17 protein-coding genes and 2 pseudogenes are annotated in these 16,634 nt (G+C 52.9%); 2 read left to right on the top strand and 17 right to left on the bottom strand.

Annotation, left to right across the window (positions count from 1 at the left end; genetic code table 11):
* Positions 1-53: 53 nt before the first annotated feature.
* Positions 54-941: pseudogene (gene rpoD / locus POTG_RS02335) on the bottom strand (RNA polymerase sigma factor RpoD); the annotation flags it as partial.
* A gap of 266 nt (positions 942-1,207) precedes the next feature.
* Positions 1,208-1,846: a DsbA family oxidoreductase gene (locus POTG_RS02330; RefSeq protein ID WP_009223183.1), complete on the bottom strand. Its 639-nt coding sequence runs from the start codon at positions 1,844-1,846 to the stop codon at positions 1,208-1,210.
* Positions 1,847-2,046: 200 nt separating this feature from the next.
* On the opposite strand from POTG_RS02330, the gene POTG_RS02325 reads away from it, so the two are divergent.
* A complete protein-coding gene (locus POTG_RS02325; RefSeq protein ID WP_009223182.1) occupies positions 2,047-2,733 on the top strand; it encodes a metal-dependent hydrolase in 687 nt (228 codons plus the stop codon).
* 53 nt (positions 2,734-2,786) lie between these two features.
* Here the strand turns inward: POTG_RS02325 and POTG_RS02320 are convergent, their stop codons facing one another.
* The 5 genes from POTG_RS02320 to POTG_RS02300 form a co-directional block, all read right to left on the bottom strand.
* Entirely contained in the window at positions 2,787-3,944 is a 1,158-nt protein-coding gene (locus POTG_RS02320) for an MFS transporter (RefSeq protein ID WP_083791399.1), read from the bottom strand.
* 145 nt (positions 3,945-4,089) lie between these two features.
* Positions 4,090-4,698 (bottom strand): TVP38/TMEM64 family protein, encoded by a 609-nt coding sequence (locus POTG_RS02315; RefSeq protein ID WP_009223180.1) that lies wholly within the window; start codon positions 4,696-4,698, stop codon positions 4,090-4,092.
* A 30-nt stretch (positions 4,699-4,728) separates the two neighbouring features.
* A complete protein-coding gene (locus POTG_RS02310; protein WP_009223179.1) occupies positions 4,729-5,244 on the bottom strand; it encodes a GNAT family N-acetyltransferase in 516 nt (171 codons plus the stop codon).
* Between the two features lie 148 nt (positions 5,245-5,392).
* Positions 5,393-5,695, bottom strand: coding sequence for an antibiotic biosynthesis monooxygenase family protein (locus POTG_RS02305; RefSeq protein WP_009223178.1), 303 nt, complete (start codon positions 5,693-5,695; stop codon positions 5,393-5,395).
* Positions 5,685-6,635, bottom strand: coding sequence for an NAD(P)/FAD-dependent oxidoreductase (locus POTG_RS02300; protein WP_009223177.1), 951 nt, complete (start codon positions 6,633-6,635; stop codon positions 5,685-5,687). The genes POTG_RS02305 and POTG_RS02300 overlap by 11 nt, the downstream gene beginning before the upstream one ends.
* Before the next feature lie 95 nt (positions 6,636-6,730).
* Between POTG_RS02300 and POTG_RS02295 the strand changes: the two genes are divergently transcribed.
* Positions 6,731-7,105: a DUF2512 family protein gene (locus POTG_RS02295; protein ID WP_009223176.1), complete on the top strand. Its 375-nt coding sequence runs from the start codon at positions 6,731-6,733 to the stop codon at positions 7,103-7,105.
* Positions 7,106-7,179: 74 nt separating this feature from the next.
* Here the strand turns inward: POTG_RS02295 and POTG_RS02290 are convergent, their stop codons facing one another.
* The 10 genes and pseudogenes from POTG_RS02290 to POTG_RS02245 form a co-directional block, all read right to left on the bottom strand.
* A complete protein-coding gene (locus POTG_RS02290; RefSeq protein ID WP_009223175.1) occupies positions 7,180-7,977 on the bottom strand; it encodes an ABC transporter ATP-binding protein in 798 nt (265 codons plus the stop codon).
* Positions 7,977-8,891 (bottom strand): ABC transporter permease, encoded by a 915-nt coding sequence (locus tag POTG_RS02285; protein ID WP_009223174.1) that lies wholly within the window; start codon positions 8,889-8,891, stop codon positions 7,977-7,979. Before POTG_RS02285 ends, POTG_RS02290 begins: the two co-directional genes overlap by 1 nt.
* 38 nt (positions 8,892-8,929) lie before the next feature.
* A complete protein-coding gene (locus tag POTG_RS02280) occupies positions 8,930-10,009 on the bottom strand; it encodes an ABC transporter substrate-binding protein (RefSeq protein ID WP_009223173.1) in 1,080 nt (359 codons plus the stop codon).
* Positions 10,010-10,289: 280 nt separating this feature from the next.
* Entirely contained in the window at positions 10,290-10,796 is a 507-nt protein-coding gene (locus POTG_RS02275; protein ID WP_009223172.1) for a metallophosphoesterase family protein, read from the bottom strand.
* Between the two features lie 5 nt (positions 10,797-10,801).
* Positions 10,802-11,743, bottom strand: a complete 942-nt coding sequence (locus POTG_RS02270) for a DUF7916 family protein (protein ID WP_009223171.1) — start codon at positions 11,741-11,743, stop codon at positions 10,802-10,804.
* Between the two features lie 94 nt (positions 11,744-11,837).
* Positions 11,838-13,535 (bottom strand): glycoside hydrolase family 13 protein, encoded by a 1,698-nt coding sequence (locus POTG_RS02265; protein WP_009223170.1) that lies wholly within the window; start codon positions 13,533-13,535, stop codon positions 11,838-11,840.
* 103 nt (positions 13,536-13,638) lie between these two features.
* A complete protein-coding gene (locus POTG_RS02260; RefSeq protein ID WP_009223169.1) occupies positions 13,639-14,568 on the bottom strand; it encodes a hypothetical protein in 930 nt (309 codons plus the stop codon).
* A 91-nt stretch (positions 14,569-14,659) separates the two neighbouring features.
* Positions 14,660-15,592, bottom strand: a complete 933-nt coding sequence (locus POTG_RS02255) for a Gfo/Idh/MocA family protein (RefSeq protein ID WP_009223168.1) — start codon at positions 15,590-15,592, stop codon at positions 14,660-14,662.
* Positions 15,593-15,745: 153 nt separating this feature from the next.
* A complete protein-coding gene (locus POTG_RS02250) occupies positions 15,746-15,973 on the bottom strand; it encodes a hypothetical protein (protein WP_009223167.1) in 228 nt (75 codons plus the stop codon).
* Positions 15,970-16,634: pseudogene (locus POTG_RS02245) on the bottom strand (TIR domain-containing protein); the annotation flags it as partial. The gene POTG_RS02250 and the pseudogene POTG_RS02245, both read right to left, overlap by 4 nt.

Genomic DNA, 16,634 nt, shown 5'->3' with positions numbered 1-16,634 from the left:
CCTGATATCTTTAAAAAAAGCTCCCTAAGGGAACCCTTAGGGAGCTTACCATGTTATTCCATAAAATCTTTCAGCCGCTTGCTGCGGCTTGGATGCCGAAGTTTGCGCAGCGCTTTGGCTTCGATCTGGCGAATCCGTTCGCGCGTAACACCAAACTCCTTGCCAACCTCTTCCAATGTCCGCGTCCGGCCGTCATCCATACCAAAACGCAGCCGAAGGACATTTTCCTCACGCTCGGTCAGTGTATCCAACACTTCTTCCAGCTGCTCCTTCAATAATTCATAGGCCGCAGCTTCTGCCGGAGCCGGAGCATCGTGATCTTCGATAAAATCGCCGAGGTTCGAATCGTTCTCTTCCCCGATCGGCGTTTCTAACGATACCGGTTCCTGAGCGATTTTCATAATCTCCCGCACCTTATCCGGCGTCAAATCCATCTCCTTCGCAATCTCCTCCGGAGTCGGCTCGCGTCCGATCTCCTGAAGCAGCTGCCGGGAGACACGGATCAGTTTATTAATGGTTTCCACCATATGCACCGGTATTCGGATCGTTCGGGCTTGGTCTGCTATCGCACGGGTAATCGCTTGACGAATCCACCAGGTGGCGTAAGTACTGAACTTGAACCCTTTCGAATAATCGAACTTCTCCACCGCTTTGATCAGGCCCATATTGCCCTCTTGAATCAGGTCCAGGAAAACCATCCCGCGCCCAACATAACGACGGGCAATGCTGACCACCAATCTGAGATTCGCTTCAGCCAATCGGCGCTTCGCTTCCTCATCCCCGTTCTCGATGCGCTGCGCAAGCTCGATTTCCTCCTCTGCGGATAACAGAGGCACGCGCCCGATTTCCTTCAGATACATTCTGACCGGGTCATCGATTTTAATTCCTGGCGGTAACGTCAGATCATCGGTGTAATCCAATTCATTATTCTTCAAGTCCTCTGTCATCTTCCAGACCCCCACCCTAAAAATTAAATGCGAAAACCACTCTATATCTCTAAAACCGTAAATCCATTTGACAAATGATTGATTTTATGCTATTATTGAGGAGATTATTGCGTGAGTTTTTTGTGATTGGCTATCCGTCATTTTACCACAGTTCATTAGTTTATACAACAATTAATTTATTTTTTTATTTTGTTCGCAGAACGAGACGCTGATCCTTAGGGATCAGCGTTTTTTGCATTTTCTTATTTTCTAAATCGATATTAAGACCGATCTTCCCATGCTCGTAACAATGCCCCTTGAAAAATTTCCAACGGCTGTGCCCCCGACACCGCATACTTACCGCGCAGCACAAAGAACGGTACGCCGCGAATCCCAAGTCTTCTTGCTTCGTTCTCATCCTCGCGGACAGCGTCGGCATACGTATTTTGCTCCAGCACTTCCCGGACGGCTGTGCCTTCCAAGCCAACCTCTTCCGCCAAACGAACCAGTGTTTCCCGGTCCCCGATATGCAGCGAATCCGTAAAATAAGCCCGGAACAACCGCTCCGTCATCTCCTTCGCCTTGCCCTGCTCTCCGGCATAATGCGCTAATCGATGAGCATCAAACGTATTTGTAGGAATGATCGTATCAAAGTTATACGTTAACCCTTCCGTTTGAGCCTGCTGCGCAACATTGCGGTTTGATTCCTGCGCCTGCTCCAGGCTGAGGCCGTATTTCACCGCTAACAATTCATGGATGCTCGACTCCGTATCCTTAGGGGCACCCGGATCCAGTTCAAAGCTGCGGTAAACGATTTCGATCTCATCCCGATGACCAAATAATTCCAACGCCCTTTCCAGGCGACGCTTGCCGATGTAGCAAAACGGACAGCCAAAGTCCGACCACACTTCGATTTTCACATCAATCTCCTCCTTTTTTTGCGCAAGGTCCTTACTGGATCAGACCTCATTCGCGAGCCTGCTCAAGCCGCCCCATCCCAATCACAATCATATGGGATTTCCTTGCGTTTATGCAGCACCGCCTCCCGCAAGATATGACTTGCTTGTCCAAGGCAGCTATAATAAACGAGAAGGATATATTTCCACATGAGGTGATTGCTATGAAAGTTACTTATTTGGGACATTCCTGCATCCTGGTGGACACAGGGAAGCATCGTTTGATCATCGATCCATTTCTCACCGGGAATCCGGCGGCCGCAGCCTCAGCCGATGACATTCAAGTCGATTACGTGCTTCTGACCCATGGTCATTCCGATCACATCGCAGATGCGGAAAGCATCGCCCGGCGAAACAACGCGCCGATTATCGCCATTGTCGAGCTGGCCGATTATTTTGCTGGCAGCGGACTGCAAACGGTCGGCATGAACCTTGGCGGCTCCCGCACGTTCCCGTTCGGTAAATTAAAATGGGTGCCTGCGCTGCACAGCTCGTCCGTCAACCAAAACGGCGTAAATGTATATCTTGGCGTGGCGGCAGGGATCCTGCTCGATATTGACGGAACAGCCATATATCATGCCGGAGATACCGCCCTGTTCAGCGATATGAAATTGGTCAGCTCCCGCGGCCCGGTCGATCTCGCATTCCTGCCGATTGGAGACCATTTTACCATGGGACCGGAGGATGCTCTGACCGCAGCTGAATGGATTGGCGCCAAGCACGTTGTCCCTGTGCATTACAATACGTTTGATGCAATCGCCCAGGACGGGGAACGATTTGTCGCAGATCTCGCACGTATCGGCATTACAGGTCATGCCTTGAAGCCGGGCGATTCTCTGGACAACTTCTAATTAAACGGATGAACAGCAAAATTGTTGCGGATCCGCAGCAATTTTGCTGTTTTTTAATCCGCCAGCTCCTTCCCCCGCGTCTCGGTCCCCAGCCAAAACACCGCCAGTGCCCCAATGACGATTGTTACGAAGAACATCCAGAAGATTCCCCCGATGGCGACGTGGCGAGCGACCAGCATGCCGACCAAGTACGGAGCGATGATACCGCCGATCCGTCCAAAGGAAGCGGCCAAGCCGACTCCGGTCGAACGCACCCGCGTCGGGTACAATTCCGGGGTATAAGCGTACATGCCGCCCCATGCCCCAAGATTAAAGAAGGATAAGCAAATCCCAGCGGCAATCAGCATTCCCTCACTAGTCGCATTTCCAAACCAGGCCGCGCTGGCTGCGGTGAGCAGCAAATACAGCACCAGCACAAATTTACGCCCAAACTTCTCAATGAAATAAGCGGCCGTGAAGTATCCCGGTAATTGTGCCAGTGTCATGATCAGCACGTATTCAAAGCTTTTGACCAGACTGAAGCCTTTCAGCACCATCACCGAAGGCAGCCACAGAAACATGCCGTAATACGAAAAGACGACGGTAAACCACAAAATCCAAAGCATCACAGTCGAACGACGGTGCGGGGAAGCCCAAACGGACTTAAACCTTTCGCTGAAGGAAGGCCCTCGTCCTTGATGATGACCCGTCTGCGCTTTAAATCGGGCCGGCTCCTGGATTGATTTGCGCAAGTACAGCGCATATAACGCAGGTATGGCACCGATGATAAAAGCGGCCTGCCATCCGTAATCCGGGATGACGAAATACGAGATCAACGCCGAAGCGATCCATCCGGCAGCCCAGAAGCTCTCCAGCAGCACGACGGATCTTCCGCGTTCCTGTACCGACACCGATTCGGATACCAGTGTGGAAGCGACCGGCAGCTCCCCGCCAAGTCCAAAGCCGGCAATAAAGCGAAGCAAACAAAGCATGGCAAAGCTAGTAGCGGCAGCTGACAAACCGCTGGCGATGGAGAAAATCAACAGCGTCCACAGGAGCACGGATTTGCGGCCAAACTTGTCCGCCATATAACCGGCAATCGCTGCGCCAAACGCCATCCCTACGGAGTTGATCGCCGTAAAGAAGCCGGTCTGCTGCGGCGTTAAGCTCCATTCCACCGCAAGGGCAGCAGCGATAAACGAAATGATCCCGACGTCCATGGCATCAAACATCCAGCTGAGCCCGGCGCTGAGCAGCAGCTTCCGCCGTGCTGCCGCGGGTTTTCCTGATAAAGCCTGTTCCTGAGTATTCAAACGACTCGCCCCCTATCCAATCTTATTCTCTCTGTAGCTTATCCCGGAAAGCGGTCGATCCATGCTAAGGTCTCATGCCTTCTTTCGTCTTGGATAGGAACCGGTTGCGAATGACAAAGGCGACGCCCAGCACAAGCAAAAATAGGGCGTAGGAGAGAATCAACTCCTGAAGATTCACCCCCGGAAACACAATCGATGCGCTTAAGATCCCGAACAGCCAAATGCTTGACAGATTCCCAACCAGGTTGGACCAGACATAAGAACGGAGCTTTAAATTCGAAACCGCCGACATAAACGAAATGAGATTGTTTGGCATAATCGGAATCGTGCGGAGAAAGATCACTGCCCACACCCCATAGCGGTCCAGCCCTTTTTGCCATTTTTCGTATTTTTGCAGCTTAGCCAACCACCTGCGGTTAAACCAATCAGCAAAAAAATATCTGCACATCAGGTAAACAACCATCCCTGCCGCCGTACCGGCAATCCAACTGGCTAATAAACCGTTCGCAATCCCCAGCAGGGAGAGATGCAACATCACGATCGTGGCAAACGGAAAAAAACCAAAAACTCCCTGCACAACGGCAAGTGGGATCGTAAAAAGCAGGATGGAGTACCCGCCTAACTGAGTCGTCTCCAAAAACCAGTCCGTGATTTCCTTAACCCATTCGTTCAAATAATTTGATCCCCATTCCCCAAAAGCATATTAAGCCTCAACAACACGTTTCCCCAAAATAACGAGATCCCGTTCCACGCCGTCTAAATTGGCCACGCGGGGCAAATGCGCCCAACGCTCGAAGCCGAATTTACTAAGGAGCTTAAGGCTCGGCTCGTTGTGACCAAACACAAACCCAAGCAGCGTATGGACACCAATCTCAGGGCAAATCGCAAAGGATCGATTTAACAAGATCCCTCCGATTCCGCGGGAACGGTAGGCTTCTGTGATATAAATACTGATCTCGGCCGTGCCGTTATAGGCCGGTCGCCCATAGAAGGACTGAAAGCTGAGCCAGGCGATGACCTTCCCCCCGGATTTCATAACCAAAAGCGGCCGGAAATCGGGCGAATGCTCATCAAACCACTTCCGTCTGGCGTCAACGGTCACCGGCTCCAAATCGGCGGTAACCATGCGTCCAGCGATCGTTTCATTGTAAATCGCCACGATCGCCGGCAAGTCCTCAAGCGTTGCATCTTCAATGGTATAGTCGAAATGTTCCGTCATATGTACATGCTCACAGTCCTTGAATAATTTTGTTATACATAGCTCTGCCTTCACCTGCTGTGGCTGTTCCTCGAGCATTCAGAATATCGATAAATCGCCGTCCCGAATTCAAGCTGCCGCCAAATGATTTCTTCCATTCTCTTTCCTCCTACTCCGTTTCATGCTTGATTTGCACGTAGTGTTCCACGGTAGGCATGGGATCGTAGAATGGATGAAGCAGCGCTTTCCATTCCTCATATTCCGGAGATTGACGGAAACCTACCTCATGTGCGGAAATGGATTGCCAACGCACGAGCAGAATATATTTATTCTCCGTCTCTACGCATTTATGGAGCTCATGTCCAAGATAACCGGACGCCCGGCTGATGATTTTGGAAGCCTTCCGGAAGTGGCTTTCGAAATCATTAATCATTCCGGGCTTCACTTGCAGCTGAGCTACTTCAAGAATCATCCTCTGCATCCCCTCCGTTCAACTGATTATAGCACGGACTTAATGCTTTATGAATCCAAATTGCGGCAATTGAGCCTTCCCCCATGGCCACGCTAACCTGTTCCGCATGAAGTCCTAGATCCCCAGCCACCCACACGCCGGGGACGTTCGTCTGCTTTGTGCGGGGGTTGACCTCCACATGACGGTTCTCGGAAATGCGTACGCCAAGTTGAGCGGCTAATCCAGAATGAACCTCATTGCCGCCAAACGCAATAAATCCCCGTTCTGCTGTAAAGCTCCGGCCATCCTGTAATTTCACGCTGCGGATAAAGCCTTCGGATTGTTGGACTTCGGCGATGGCCCCTTCCTCGTAGCGAATCCCCTGTTCCTCCATTTGCTTCAGGAGCGACGCAGCGACAGATGTCTGTTCATGATTAATGTAGGTTAAATCGCGGGTCCGCTGGATGAGCAGCAGTGCCATCTTGGCACCGGTGTCCCCCGCCCCCATTAATACCGTTTTCCGCCCCTCAATTTCGTACCCATCACAATCCGGACAGACATAGACGCTTAGCCCAAGCGTTGGAACCAAACCGGGGACATCGGGAAAACGGTCCAGCACACCGGTCGCCAGCAGCAGGGTTCGACCTGAATACGTTTGGCCGCTTAATGTTTTTACTTGAAATCCCTCATCCCGTTTCTTCGCTTCGGTTATTGTGTCTTGCACAAACTTTACGCCATAAGACGCCGCTTGCCGTCTCCCCCGACTGCGCAGTTCTTCCCCGGAAATACCTTCCGGGAACCCCAGCAGGTTATGATATTGCCGGCATAACGTGGATCTTCCATAACCCGCGTCAATAACCAGTACGTTGTGGACCGAGTACCGGCCTAGCTGAATAGCGGCTTGTAATCCGGCAATACCGCCGCCAATGATCATGCAATCGTAGTTTGTGGTTTGAGTCATGTTGTTGTCCCGCTTTCCGTAGCTATTAATTGACATCGTTAATTTGGTGTATAGCCGCTTTCCCGTTAGGAGAAATTAGAGCGTAAAACAAGGAGGTGAAAGGGTTGGACAAGTTTCTCGTCAAATTACTTGGAAATGGAATTATCGTCATCGTCATGGTAATGCTCTTAAGCAACGCCTCATTCATCTCAGCGCTGCTGACAGCCTTAGCGTTGTCTATTCTAGCCTATTTATTCGGGGATCTTTTCATCCTTCCGCGAACGAACAATGGGATCGCAACCGTTGTAGATGCGTTTCTCGTCTTTATCTTCCTGTGGGCGATTTCCGCCAACGCGGAATGGACGTTATCTCTTGGCGAAATCCTTGCCATTACCATTGTGATGGGCGTATTTGAATGGTTCTTGCACGCTTGGATGCTGCGCGACGGCATCCGCAGGGACAGCAGCGTACGAGTGCGCGATGCTCGTTAAAAGACAACAAAGAGCGCGAGTACAAGGGAATCCTCCCTTTGCACTCGCGCTTTGTGTACAGGTATAGTTGCAATTTAACTGCCCAGCATCACGCGATCATCGGACAGCTTGTGGCCGCTGATGCGTTCGAATTCGCCTAGCAGCCGTTCGATCGTTAACTCGCGTTTATTCGTTTCATCCACATCAAGGATGATCCGCCCGCCATCCATCATGATGAGGCGGTTACCCAACCGGATCGCTTGCTCCATGTTGTGGGTGACCATCAACGTGGTCAGCTTCAATTCGCTGACGATCTCCTGCGTAAGCTTCGTCACCAGCTCAGCACGGGCTGGGTCCAGTGCAGCAGTATGCTCGTCTAGGAGCAACACCTGCGGCTCGGTAAACGTTGCCATCAGCAGGCTGAGCGCCTGGCGTTCCCCGCCCGACAATGTACCGACCTTGGCGCGCAGCCGGTTCTCCAATCCAATGCCCAGCCTGCGCAGCTGCTCCTGGAACATCGCCCGGCGCTTCGCGTTCACCCCCAGCGCAAGGCCACGCGCCTTCCCGCGAGAGTAAGCCATCGCCAGGTTCTCCTCGATGGTCATATGCGGTGCAGTACCGGCCATCGGGTCCTGAAACACACGGCCAATCCACTTGCTGCGGCGATGCTCCGGAAGATGGCTGATGTCGACGCCGCCAAGGCGAACCTCGCCAGCATCCGGCTTGATGACGCCGGAGATCATATTCATCAGCGTGGATTTCCCCGCACCGTTGCTGCCGATGACCGTTACGAAATCGCCTTTGCGCAGATGCAGATTGACGTCAATCAGCGCGATCTTCTCATCCGGCGTGCCGGGGTGAAAGAGCTTCGATACCTGGGTTAACTTCAGCATTAGAACCCACCCCCTACGCTCTTTTGCCCGGCGGTTTGTGTAATTTCACCGGCGCGCCGGCGAGCTACGGCTTTCTGCTTCATGTTTCTTTGTGCGGTCGGAAGCACCAATGCGATGATCACGATAACTGCCGTAATCAGCTTCAAATCCGTTTGCTCCAGCCATTCGATCCGCAGCGCTAGCGCTACAACCACTCGATAAACGATGGACCCGAGAACCGCTGCCAGCGTTGCCCAGAATACCGTCCGCGCCCCGAAGATGGCCTCCCCGATAATCACCGAAGCCAGCCCGATCACGATCATCCCGATCCCCGACGAAATGTCGGCGAAACCGGACTGTTGAGCGATGAGCGCCCCGGACAAAGCCACTAGCCCGTTGGACAAACTGAGCCCGAGAATAATTGTGTTATCCGTATTGGCACCAAAACTGCGGATCATCCGTTTATTGTCGCCAGTGGCCCGCAGGGCCAAGCCAAGCTCCGTACGAAAGAACAAATCCAGCAGCAGCTTAATGGCGATAACAACGATCGGCATGAACACCAGCGGCGAAACCGAGCTGAACAGCGTTGTCTCCCCCAGCAAGCCTACATTAGGTTTGCCCATGATCCGCATATTGATGGAATACAATGCAATCATCATTAATATCCCGGAGAGCAGTCCGTTAATCCGTCCTTTGGTATGAATGATGCCGGTGATCGCACCGGCAGCCAAGCCGCCCAAAAAAGCAACGACCGTAGCAATCCAGGGAGAGCTTCCCCCTGCGATCATGACCGCAGCGATCGCACCGCCGGTCGTAAAGCTCCCGTCCACCGTCAGGTCCGGAAAGTCGAGAATTCGGAACGTAATATATACGCCGAGCGCCATAAGCGCATACAGCAGGCCGGATTCCAGCGCCCCCAGCAGCGAGTTCAACATGATGAGTACCTCCTCAAGAAATTAGGAGCGTGTGCTGCCTATTCGATCAGATTGTTTTCCTTATCCGTAATTTGAGCCTTCATGGCATCGGTCACTTCGATCCCTTGCTCGGCTGCCGCTTTCAGGTTCATGATCAAGTCGAGCTTATCCGGCACCGTCACTTTCAGGTCACCGACCTTTTTGCCGTTCTTCAGCACGTCGACTGCCATTTGTCCCACTTGGTACCCGTGGTCATAATATTTGAACCCAATCGTTGCAAAAGCCCCCTTCTCGACCGTATCCCGGTCACTCGAGAAGAAAGGAAGGTCGTTATCGTTGGCTACCTGGATCACGGTGCTGACGGCTTCAACGACCATGTTATCGAGCGTAATGTACAGCGCATCTACCCGACCAACCAGCGATTCGGCCGCTTGTTTAACTTCCGATGTATTGGTTACCGAGGCTTTCACCAATTTGATACCGTGGGCTTCCAATGCTTTCTCTGCATGGTTTGCCATAACGACGGCATTCGGTTCCCCTTGGTTGATCACCAATCCAACGGATTTGACATCCTTGAAGTGCTCAGCGATGAAGTCCATCAGCTTCGTAATCGCTTCCGGGTTCGTATCCGAAGCCCCGGAGATGTTCCCACCTGGATGATCCAAATTGTCCACCAATTTGGCATCAACCGGATCAGTAACAGCCGCGAACAGGATCGGGGAGTTCTTCACCTGCTGCGCTACAGCTTGTGCAGGCGGCGTAGCGATCGCGAGCACCAGATCATATTTCTCGCCGGCGATTTTTTGCGCGATGGTCGTATTGTTCGTTTGGTCCCCCTGCGCATTGTTGTAATCAAGCTCCAAGTTTTCCCCTTCTACAATGCCTGCGTCCTTCAAAGCGTCCAGGAAGCCCTCCCGCGTTGCATCCAAGGAAGGATGCTCCACGATTTGCGAAATCGCGATTTTATACGTTTTCTTATCGGAATCCGATGTATTCCCCGCACCCGCGGAATTTTCCGTTCCGGTTCCCCCGGCATTCCCCCCGTTTGCGGCATTTCCGTTGCCGCCATTGTTGCCGCAAGCAACAACGCCGACCAGCAGCAGCGACAAGGCGAGAATCATCCCAAGCTTCTTCTTCATGTTTTTGTTTCCCCTTTCTCTCTCATGAAATTAATGACCCTGCAGTGCCCCTGCAGTAAAGCATAATCTGATTAACGCTTTTGTTGATGAAAGGATTAAAGCGTCCGTGGACAAGGATTCGTCCAACATGGACACGAAGTATGATTCCTATATTAAATGGTGGTCAATTATACGTCAATACAGGTTAAGGGACTTCTGCCTCAAGATAGGTATAAAAAAGAGCCATCCAAAGCAAAACCGAAAATCGGCCTCGCATTGGTAGCTCCACATGTTCTTGGATCTACTTTTTGGCATCTAAATAAATATGTTGCGCCTGGATCGCTTGGGGAGTGATCTCAAGCACGCCAAAGCTGTATTTGGGTTCCCGCCGTTTGTCGGTAGGCGACCCGGGATTAAACCACAAGACGCCACCGCTTTTCGCAAGGTAAGGCTTGTGCGAGTGGCCAAACAGCACGGCGTCTACCGGTTGGCCAGCAAAGACGCGCTCCGCATTGTTCTTAGCCCCGTGCCCGCCGCCGGGGAGATGGCCGTGCGTCAGTCCGATCCGTCTGCCGCCCAGCTCGAGAATTTTATGCCAACCAAACTTACGGATAATGTCGTTTGGGTCATTGTTTCCTGCCACACCCTCAACCGGCGCTATCGTTTTTAACTGCTCGTATACCTCCATCGTCACCCAATCCCCCAGGTGGAGAATCATGTCGCAGGTGCGGAAGGTTTGCCGCAGCTTCGCGGGCAGTTCCACTCCGCGGCGCGGGATATGCGTATCCGATATGACTCCGATCCGCATAGGCGTTACCTCAACGGCGAAGCGGCCATACGCACATAGGTGTGCCGCCGCCCGCGGATGGCGATTGATACCGCTTGGATATTTTCTGGGATGGCCATGCCCGCGAAACCGGCATCCCCGATGTGTACAATGTCGGCGCCGGCAAGTTTTGCGCTGAGAGCAATCTCTCGCACCGTCGATTCGTCCGCGCCTTCCTGACTTGTGCCGATCGCCGCCAAAACCAAGGCCCCCCGCGCCTTGACTTCCGCAATGACCCGGGCCAGCTCCTCCTCGCGCACGCCCGGAACGGTCCCCGGAGCTGGCAGCAGCACGACGTCCGCGCCGGCTTCAACGAACTTGATCGCAGCCTCGCCGTCCAGCACGCTGCCGCGAGTACCAGCGCCATGCATTTTGCCAGCGATGATCAAACCGCCGAATTCCCGTTTTGCCACATGGATCGCGTGCAGGATGCGTTCATGGGTCACTCCGGTTTTCGGGTTGCCTGTAAGGCATACGAAATCCACGCCAAGCCGCTTGGCTTCGGCCAAGCTCTGAGCGGTTGCCTGCCGTCCTTCGGGCAGCTCGTGAAGCCCTTCAACCGCATCGGCCGACGCGTCGACCGGCTCTAAATTGATGCCGACTGGCAGTCCCGTTAATCGTTGCAGCTCCGCGATCGGATTTCGCGCGCTCGGCCCGGGCTCCCCACTGCCGCGATCCGGCGCAAACAAATCCCGCGGCTCTATGCCGCGAATCTGCGGGTGAAACACGTCAAAGACGTTCAGCAGGATCATGTCCGCGCCAAAAGCTTTGGCAAGCTCCGCATTGGTGATCTCGGGCAGCAGCGGCTGGGACGTAACCACCGTTTCCGCCATCACCGTTCGCCCTTCCGCTGCCAAAATTGCTCCCCTTAGAGCTTCGCGATCCATTTGGCGAAAATCCGAAGCCCGGCAGTCCAATATCCGTTTCATGGGCTACCCCTCCATTCGTTCCAAGTTCTGCACAATTGCTATATCTCCAGTGTAGCACGTCGAAATGCTGCAGGCCATCCGATATCCCCTTGAATCAATATCGTTTCAAATAAACCCTTGCTTCATAGGGGCGCAGCGGTAAGTTCAATACATCCTCGTGCTCCCGTGGAGCGTAGTTGGAGATTAACAGTTCGATGTCCTTCGGCTCCACCGCCTCAGAAGGCCATTCGAATACCGGCTCCTCGGAACTAAAATTCAGGATCACCAACAAACAGCTCGTTTCCAACCTCCGGGTAAACGCATATATCTGCGGATGATCGGGGAGCAGCAGCTCGTATTCGCCGTAGACGATCACGGCATGTTCTTTTCTTAAGCGAATCAGCTTTTTGTAGTAATGGTAGATCGAATCGGGGTTACGGATCGCTTCCTCGACATTAATCCGATCGTGATTGGGATTCACCCGGATCCAGGCGGATTCGGCAGTGGTAAACCCGGCTTGCGGTCCGGCATCCCATTGCATGGGGGTACGGGCGTTATCCCGGCTTTTTAGATGAATCGCCCGCAGGATGTCCGCCTCCGGAACACCGTTTCTTCGCTGCTCCTCATAGTAGTTGAGCGTCTCCACGTCACGATAATCGTCAATTGAATCAAAGACCGCGTTCGTCATGCCGATTTCCTCGCCTTGATAAATGTACGGCGTCCCTTCCAGCATATGAAGGAAGGTCCCCAGCATTTTAGCGGACGGAATGCGGTAAGGTTCCTGATCGCTCCCAAAACGGGAAACCGAGCGCGGCTGGTCATGGTTGCACAAATAATTGGCGTTCCACCCCCGCCCGTGCAGCACAGTCTGCCAGCGAGTGATGACTTCCTTTAAGTCCGTCAGCTTCCACGGAACGACGTCCCATTTGCCGCTGCCCGCAGAGCCCGCATCCAGAAACATATGCTCGAACTGAAACGTCATATTCAGCTCACGACGGTCATCGCCAACATAATTCAACGCCTGCTCCGGACCTAGCCCCGACGTTTCGCCTACGGTCATAATGTCATAGTAATACAACACGTTATCGTACAAGTTTTGCAGAAGTGTATGTACATCGTCCAGGTTCGAAAATAGCTCGTAAGCCCGAACCGTCGGTCTCTGCTCCGGATTGTCTGCATCCGGCAGTCCTTTCGCCTTGGCGATATGCGCAATGGCATCGAACCGGAAGCCGTCCACGCCTTTTTGAAGCCACCACTTGACCATGTCATGCAGCTCGCGGATGACGGACGGATTTTCCCAGTTCAAGTCAGGCTGATGCTTGGAATACAAATGTAAGTAATATTCATCGGTACGCTCGTCATACTCCCAAACCGAACCGCTGAAATACGACTCCCAGTTGTTCGGCGGGCCGCCGTTTTTACCCTTTCGCCAGATGTAATAATCCCGCTTCGGATTATCCTTGGACTTCCGAGATTCCAAGAACCAGGGATGCTCGTCCGAAGTGTGATTCAGCACCAGATCCATCATTAGCTTCATTCCGCGCGCGTGCAACGCTTCCAACAGCTCATCGAAGTCCTCCATCGTGCCAAATGCGGGATCGATCTTATAATAATCGCTAATATCATAGCCGTTATCATGCCCAGGCGATTGATAGATCGGACAGATCCAAACGACGTCGACCCCAAGATCTTGCAAATAATCCAGCTTGGACAGGATCCCGCGCAGGTCACCCACCCCGTCCCCATTCGAATCCTTGAAGCTGATCGGATAGATTTGGTACACGACGCTTTCCTTCCACCAAGTCCGCTTCATGTCCGACTCCCTTTCTCGTTTTTCCTTTAGCTATTTGCATCGAACCAGTTTTGTATTACGAAAAAAGCCCGGGAACCCAAAAGTTCCCGAGCCTCGTTATCTGCTAAGCATAATGCTCCACCGCTTGCACGTATTTCCGATGCGTTTCGGCCCGCTCCGATTCCAGCTTATGTTTGGCTGTTTCCAGCTCGCGTTGCACGTCGCTTACCGCCGTAAGTTGGTTTTGGACTTGATCTAAGCTGACGTTGATTCGCCCCTGCACTAGCCAATCCGAGATAAAATCGTCAAAGAAATAGTCGGAAAATTTCAGCAATCCCCCGATCTCCAGATGCGTCGAAATGTCCGCTCCGATGTCACGGAGTTCCCGCTGAAAACGTTGCAGACTTTGCCGCGCCGCCATTAGATGGCTCATCGCCTCATCAATCCGCGAGTGCTTAATATGTGTCGACAACATTCCGCCGCCCAGCATATCGTACACCCCCCAATTTTTCGCAGAACGCAGATCTTCCTCGGCTGCGCTTAAATCGTGAAGGGCGGATTGTCCGGCCTGCAGCGCTTCGTCCACCTCTTTCAGCTGCACGGTGAGGACCGCTTCGCGTTCGGCCAGCTCCCGCAGCTCTCCGTCTTCCTCCAGGATCTTCCGCTCTTTGGCTTGAAAAATCCGCTCATATTCGTTCTTCCAAGAACCCAGCTCGAGCAGTCTGCGCTCAATATCCGCAATTTGCCGCTCCATATCGCGAACCGCAGCTTCGGCGGCATCATACCTCATCTTGGCTTCCAGCACTTCCCGCTGCTCCCGATCCAGCTTCTCGGCTTTGTTGCCAAGCACGGTAGCCAATAAGTTTGACAGCGACATCGTCGACAGCTTGCGAACATCTTCTTCCTCTGCAGCCAGCTGCTTCTGCCAACGGTTCCGTTCTTCTTGCAGGCCGGTCAACTCCTGCTGGAGATTTTTGAGACGCTGTTGCCATTTCTCCTGATTCCGGGCTTTCTCTTTGAGTTCTGCCATACGAGCGTTAAGATCCTCGAACAACCTTGGTTCCTCCCTTTACCGCCGGAACGGTTGTCCTGTCCGGCCTACGTAGTTTCGCTATCCTGTTCTACGTTAGTCGAGACCGAAAGTTTCAAAGCGGCCGTTCCCAAGCCACAGCGCCGTTCGCCTCAGCGCTCTTCACAATCTCCTCGCACAGCCGATGGGTTTCCAGCGAATCTTGCAGCGAGATGGCCGGTTCCCCTCCTTCGCGAACACAGCGGATAAAATGATCGATGATCTGCACAAACCCCCGCCGGTACAACACCGGATCCCAGTCCTTAAAGGTCAATCGTTTCGCTTCACCGCCGGCAAAATGCTCCGTCGTGTTCAGTCCGTCCACCCGCCATTTCTGGCCGGGGCTCATCACCTCCAGGATTTCATCGTTGGCCCCCGAATCGCGGTTCATGATGCCGATGCAGGTAAAGCCGTCACCTTCCAACTGGAGCGTGACATGGTACAGCTTCCCCTCCTGCACTCGAGTCGAGACGTGAACGTTCCGGACTTCACCCGGTGCCAAAAACCGCAGCGTATCCACCACATGGATATAATCGTCCAACACGAAGCGGCGAGCATAGTCGGGCGATGGGGTGCGGTTTTTCTGCAACAGCACGAGCCGGCGGTCCGGCTGTTCCTTCAGGGCCGCGTTCATCGGGGCGAACCGGCGGTTAAACCCCGTCATGAGTAACACGCCTTTCTGTTCCGCAAGCTCACTCAGTCTTTTGGACTCCTCGTAATGGTAAGCGATCGGCTTATCCACGTAGACGTGGATTCCGTTCTCAATCAGTTGCTCCACAATCGCCGGATGGGACTCCGTCGCCGAATGGACGAATGCAGCATCCACGCCGGATTTCACCAGCTCGTCCACGCTGCTCACCGTTTCCGGGATGCGGTATTTTGCTGCCAGCTTAGACAGCGTCTCCTGATTTCGTGTACTCAAGACGAGTTCGACGTCCTCCCTCGCCGTAATGACCGGCAAATACGCTTTTTGCGCGATATCGCCGAGTCCGATGATTCCGATGCGCATCCTTTTTGCCTCCTGAGCATAACTTCATGATTTCGTTAGAGTGAAATGGTCAACGTTTCCTTTCATTTTGGCATAGGGAAAGGAAGATGTAAATTTGCTGCAGCAAAAAAGAAAACCCCCATGCTGATCATGGGGGTCTGCTCGGCTGATCGATTAAACGAAGGAAGGTTTTGTACGGTCTACGTCACCCGTCAGTACCTTCACATATTCCTTATCTCCGCCTTCGACGGACGGTCCAATATAGAGAATGCCTTTGGAACGGCTGGCTTGCAGCTTGCGTCCTTTTGCCGTCTTGGCATCCATCATCGCTGGGGACAGACGCTTGGAAGCCTTGGAAACCGGGGCAGCGCCTTGTTTCAGCTTCAAGTTACCTCGCTTCATATCGAATCCCCTCCAAGGATATAATCAATGGTTCGTAAGAGTTCATTATTATCGGATACAATGATGCCTAACTGCTCGTCGGTCAAGTGATGCCTGCCGGAAAAATGAACCGACAGCACATGCTCTCTACCTAAAGGATAGCATAGGATGTATACCTGTTCAACTTCAAGCCGGTTAAAGAAAGCCCATTTTGCGGTTAAATACGCATCTAACACGTAGATCGGCTGCTGGCCGGACTCCACTCGCTCTTGGTTCTCCTGAAAGGTGAAAAATCGGCCTTTCCCAACGTTACCGCCGACTTGCCCAATCCCCTCATCTCCCTGCACCTTCCAAAGCGCAGCACCGGTAACCAGATACCCCTGCGGAGGAAGAATCGACGTCCGAATCGCCTCGCTTAAACCGTTGTAACGATCCTGTTCATCGGGGACGGTTATATTTTTATTATAGGTCCAAAAAAGATGAAGGATCCGGCGTTTGCGCTCCAGCTCCATTTCCATTCTTGCGATTTCAACGTGGGGATCACGGTACACACCTTCGGCCAGGATCGCTTTAATCAGTGAACGGCAGGCAACGGCAACCGCAGCCTCCTCATTCCCATCCGTTCGCACCTCATATCTCAGTAACGTCAAGCCTTGAAGGTCGGATAAGAGATGATATTCTG

It is taken from the genome of Paenibacillus sp. oral taxon 786 str. D14, from assembly GCF_000159955.1.
Taxonomy (GTDB): domain Bacteria; phylum Bacillota; class Bacilli; order Paenibacillales; family Paenibacillaceae; genus Fontibacillus; species Fontibacillus phoenicis.
The sequence above is the reverse complement of the archived record's forward strand: the minus strand, read 5'-3'. Positions and strand labels throughout refer to the sequence as shown.

Excerpts from the sequence above, each read along its gene's own strand:
- POTG_RS02275 (WP_009223172.1), bottom strand. The coding sequence starts at position 10,796 with ATGCGGATCGGAGTCATATCGGATACGCATATCCCGCGCCGCGGAGTG.
- POTG_RS02300 (WP_009223177.1), bottom strand. The coding sequence starts at position 6,635 with ATGACTCAAACCACAAACTACGATTGCATGATCATTGGCGGCGGTATT.
- POTG_RS02320 (WP_083791399.1), bottom strand. The coding sequence starts at position 3,944 with ATGTTTGATGCCATGGACGTCGGGATCATTTCGTTTATCGCTGCTGCC.
- POTG_RS02265 (WP_009223170.1), bottom strand. The coding sequence starts at position 13,535 with ATGAAGCGGACTTGGTGGAAGGAAAGCGTCGTGTACCAAATCTATCCG.
- POTG_RS02255 (WP_009223168.1), bottom strand. The coding sequence starts at position 15,592 with ATGCGCATCGGAATCATCGGACTCGGCGATATCGCGCAAAAAGCGTAT.
- POTG_RS02325 (WP_009223182.1), top strand. The coding sequence starts at position 2,047 with ATGAAAGTTACTTATTTGGGACATTCCTGCATCCTGGTGGACACAGGG.
- POTG_RS02280 (WP_009223173.1), bottom strand. The coding sequence starts at position 10,009 with ATGAAGAAGAAGCTTGGGATGATTCTCGCCTTGTCGCTGCTGCTGGTC.
- POTG_RS02290 (WP_009223175.1), bottom strand. The coding sequence starts at position 7,977 with ATGCTGAAGTTAACCCAGGTATCGAAGCTCTTTCACCCCGGCACGCCG.
- POTG_RS02250 (WP_009223167.1), bottom strand. The coding sequence starts at position 15,973 with ATGAAGCGAGGTAACTTGAAGCTGAAACAAGGCGCTGCCCCGGTTTCC.
- POTG_RS02285 (WP_009223174.1), bottom strand. The coding sequence starts at position 8,891 with ATGTTGAACTCGCTGCTGGGGGCGCTGGAATCCGGCCTGCTGTATGCG.
- POTG_RS02270 (WP_009223171.1), bottom strand. The coding sequence starts at position 11,743 with ATGAAACGGATATTGGACTGCCGGGCTTCGGATTTTCGCCAAATGGAT.
- POTG_RS02305 (WP_009223178.1), bottom strand. The coding sequence starts at position 5,695 with ATGATTCTTGAAGTAGCTCAGCTGCAAGTGAAGCCCGGAATGATTAAT.
- POTG_RS02310 (WP_009223179.1), bottom strand. The coding sequence starts at position 5,244 with ATGACGGAACATTTCGACTATACCATTGAAGATGCAACGCTTGAGGAC.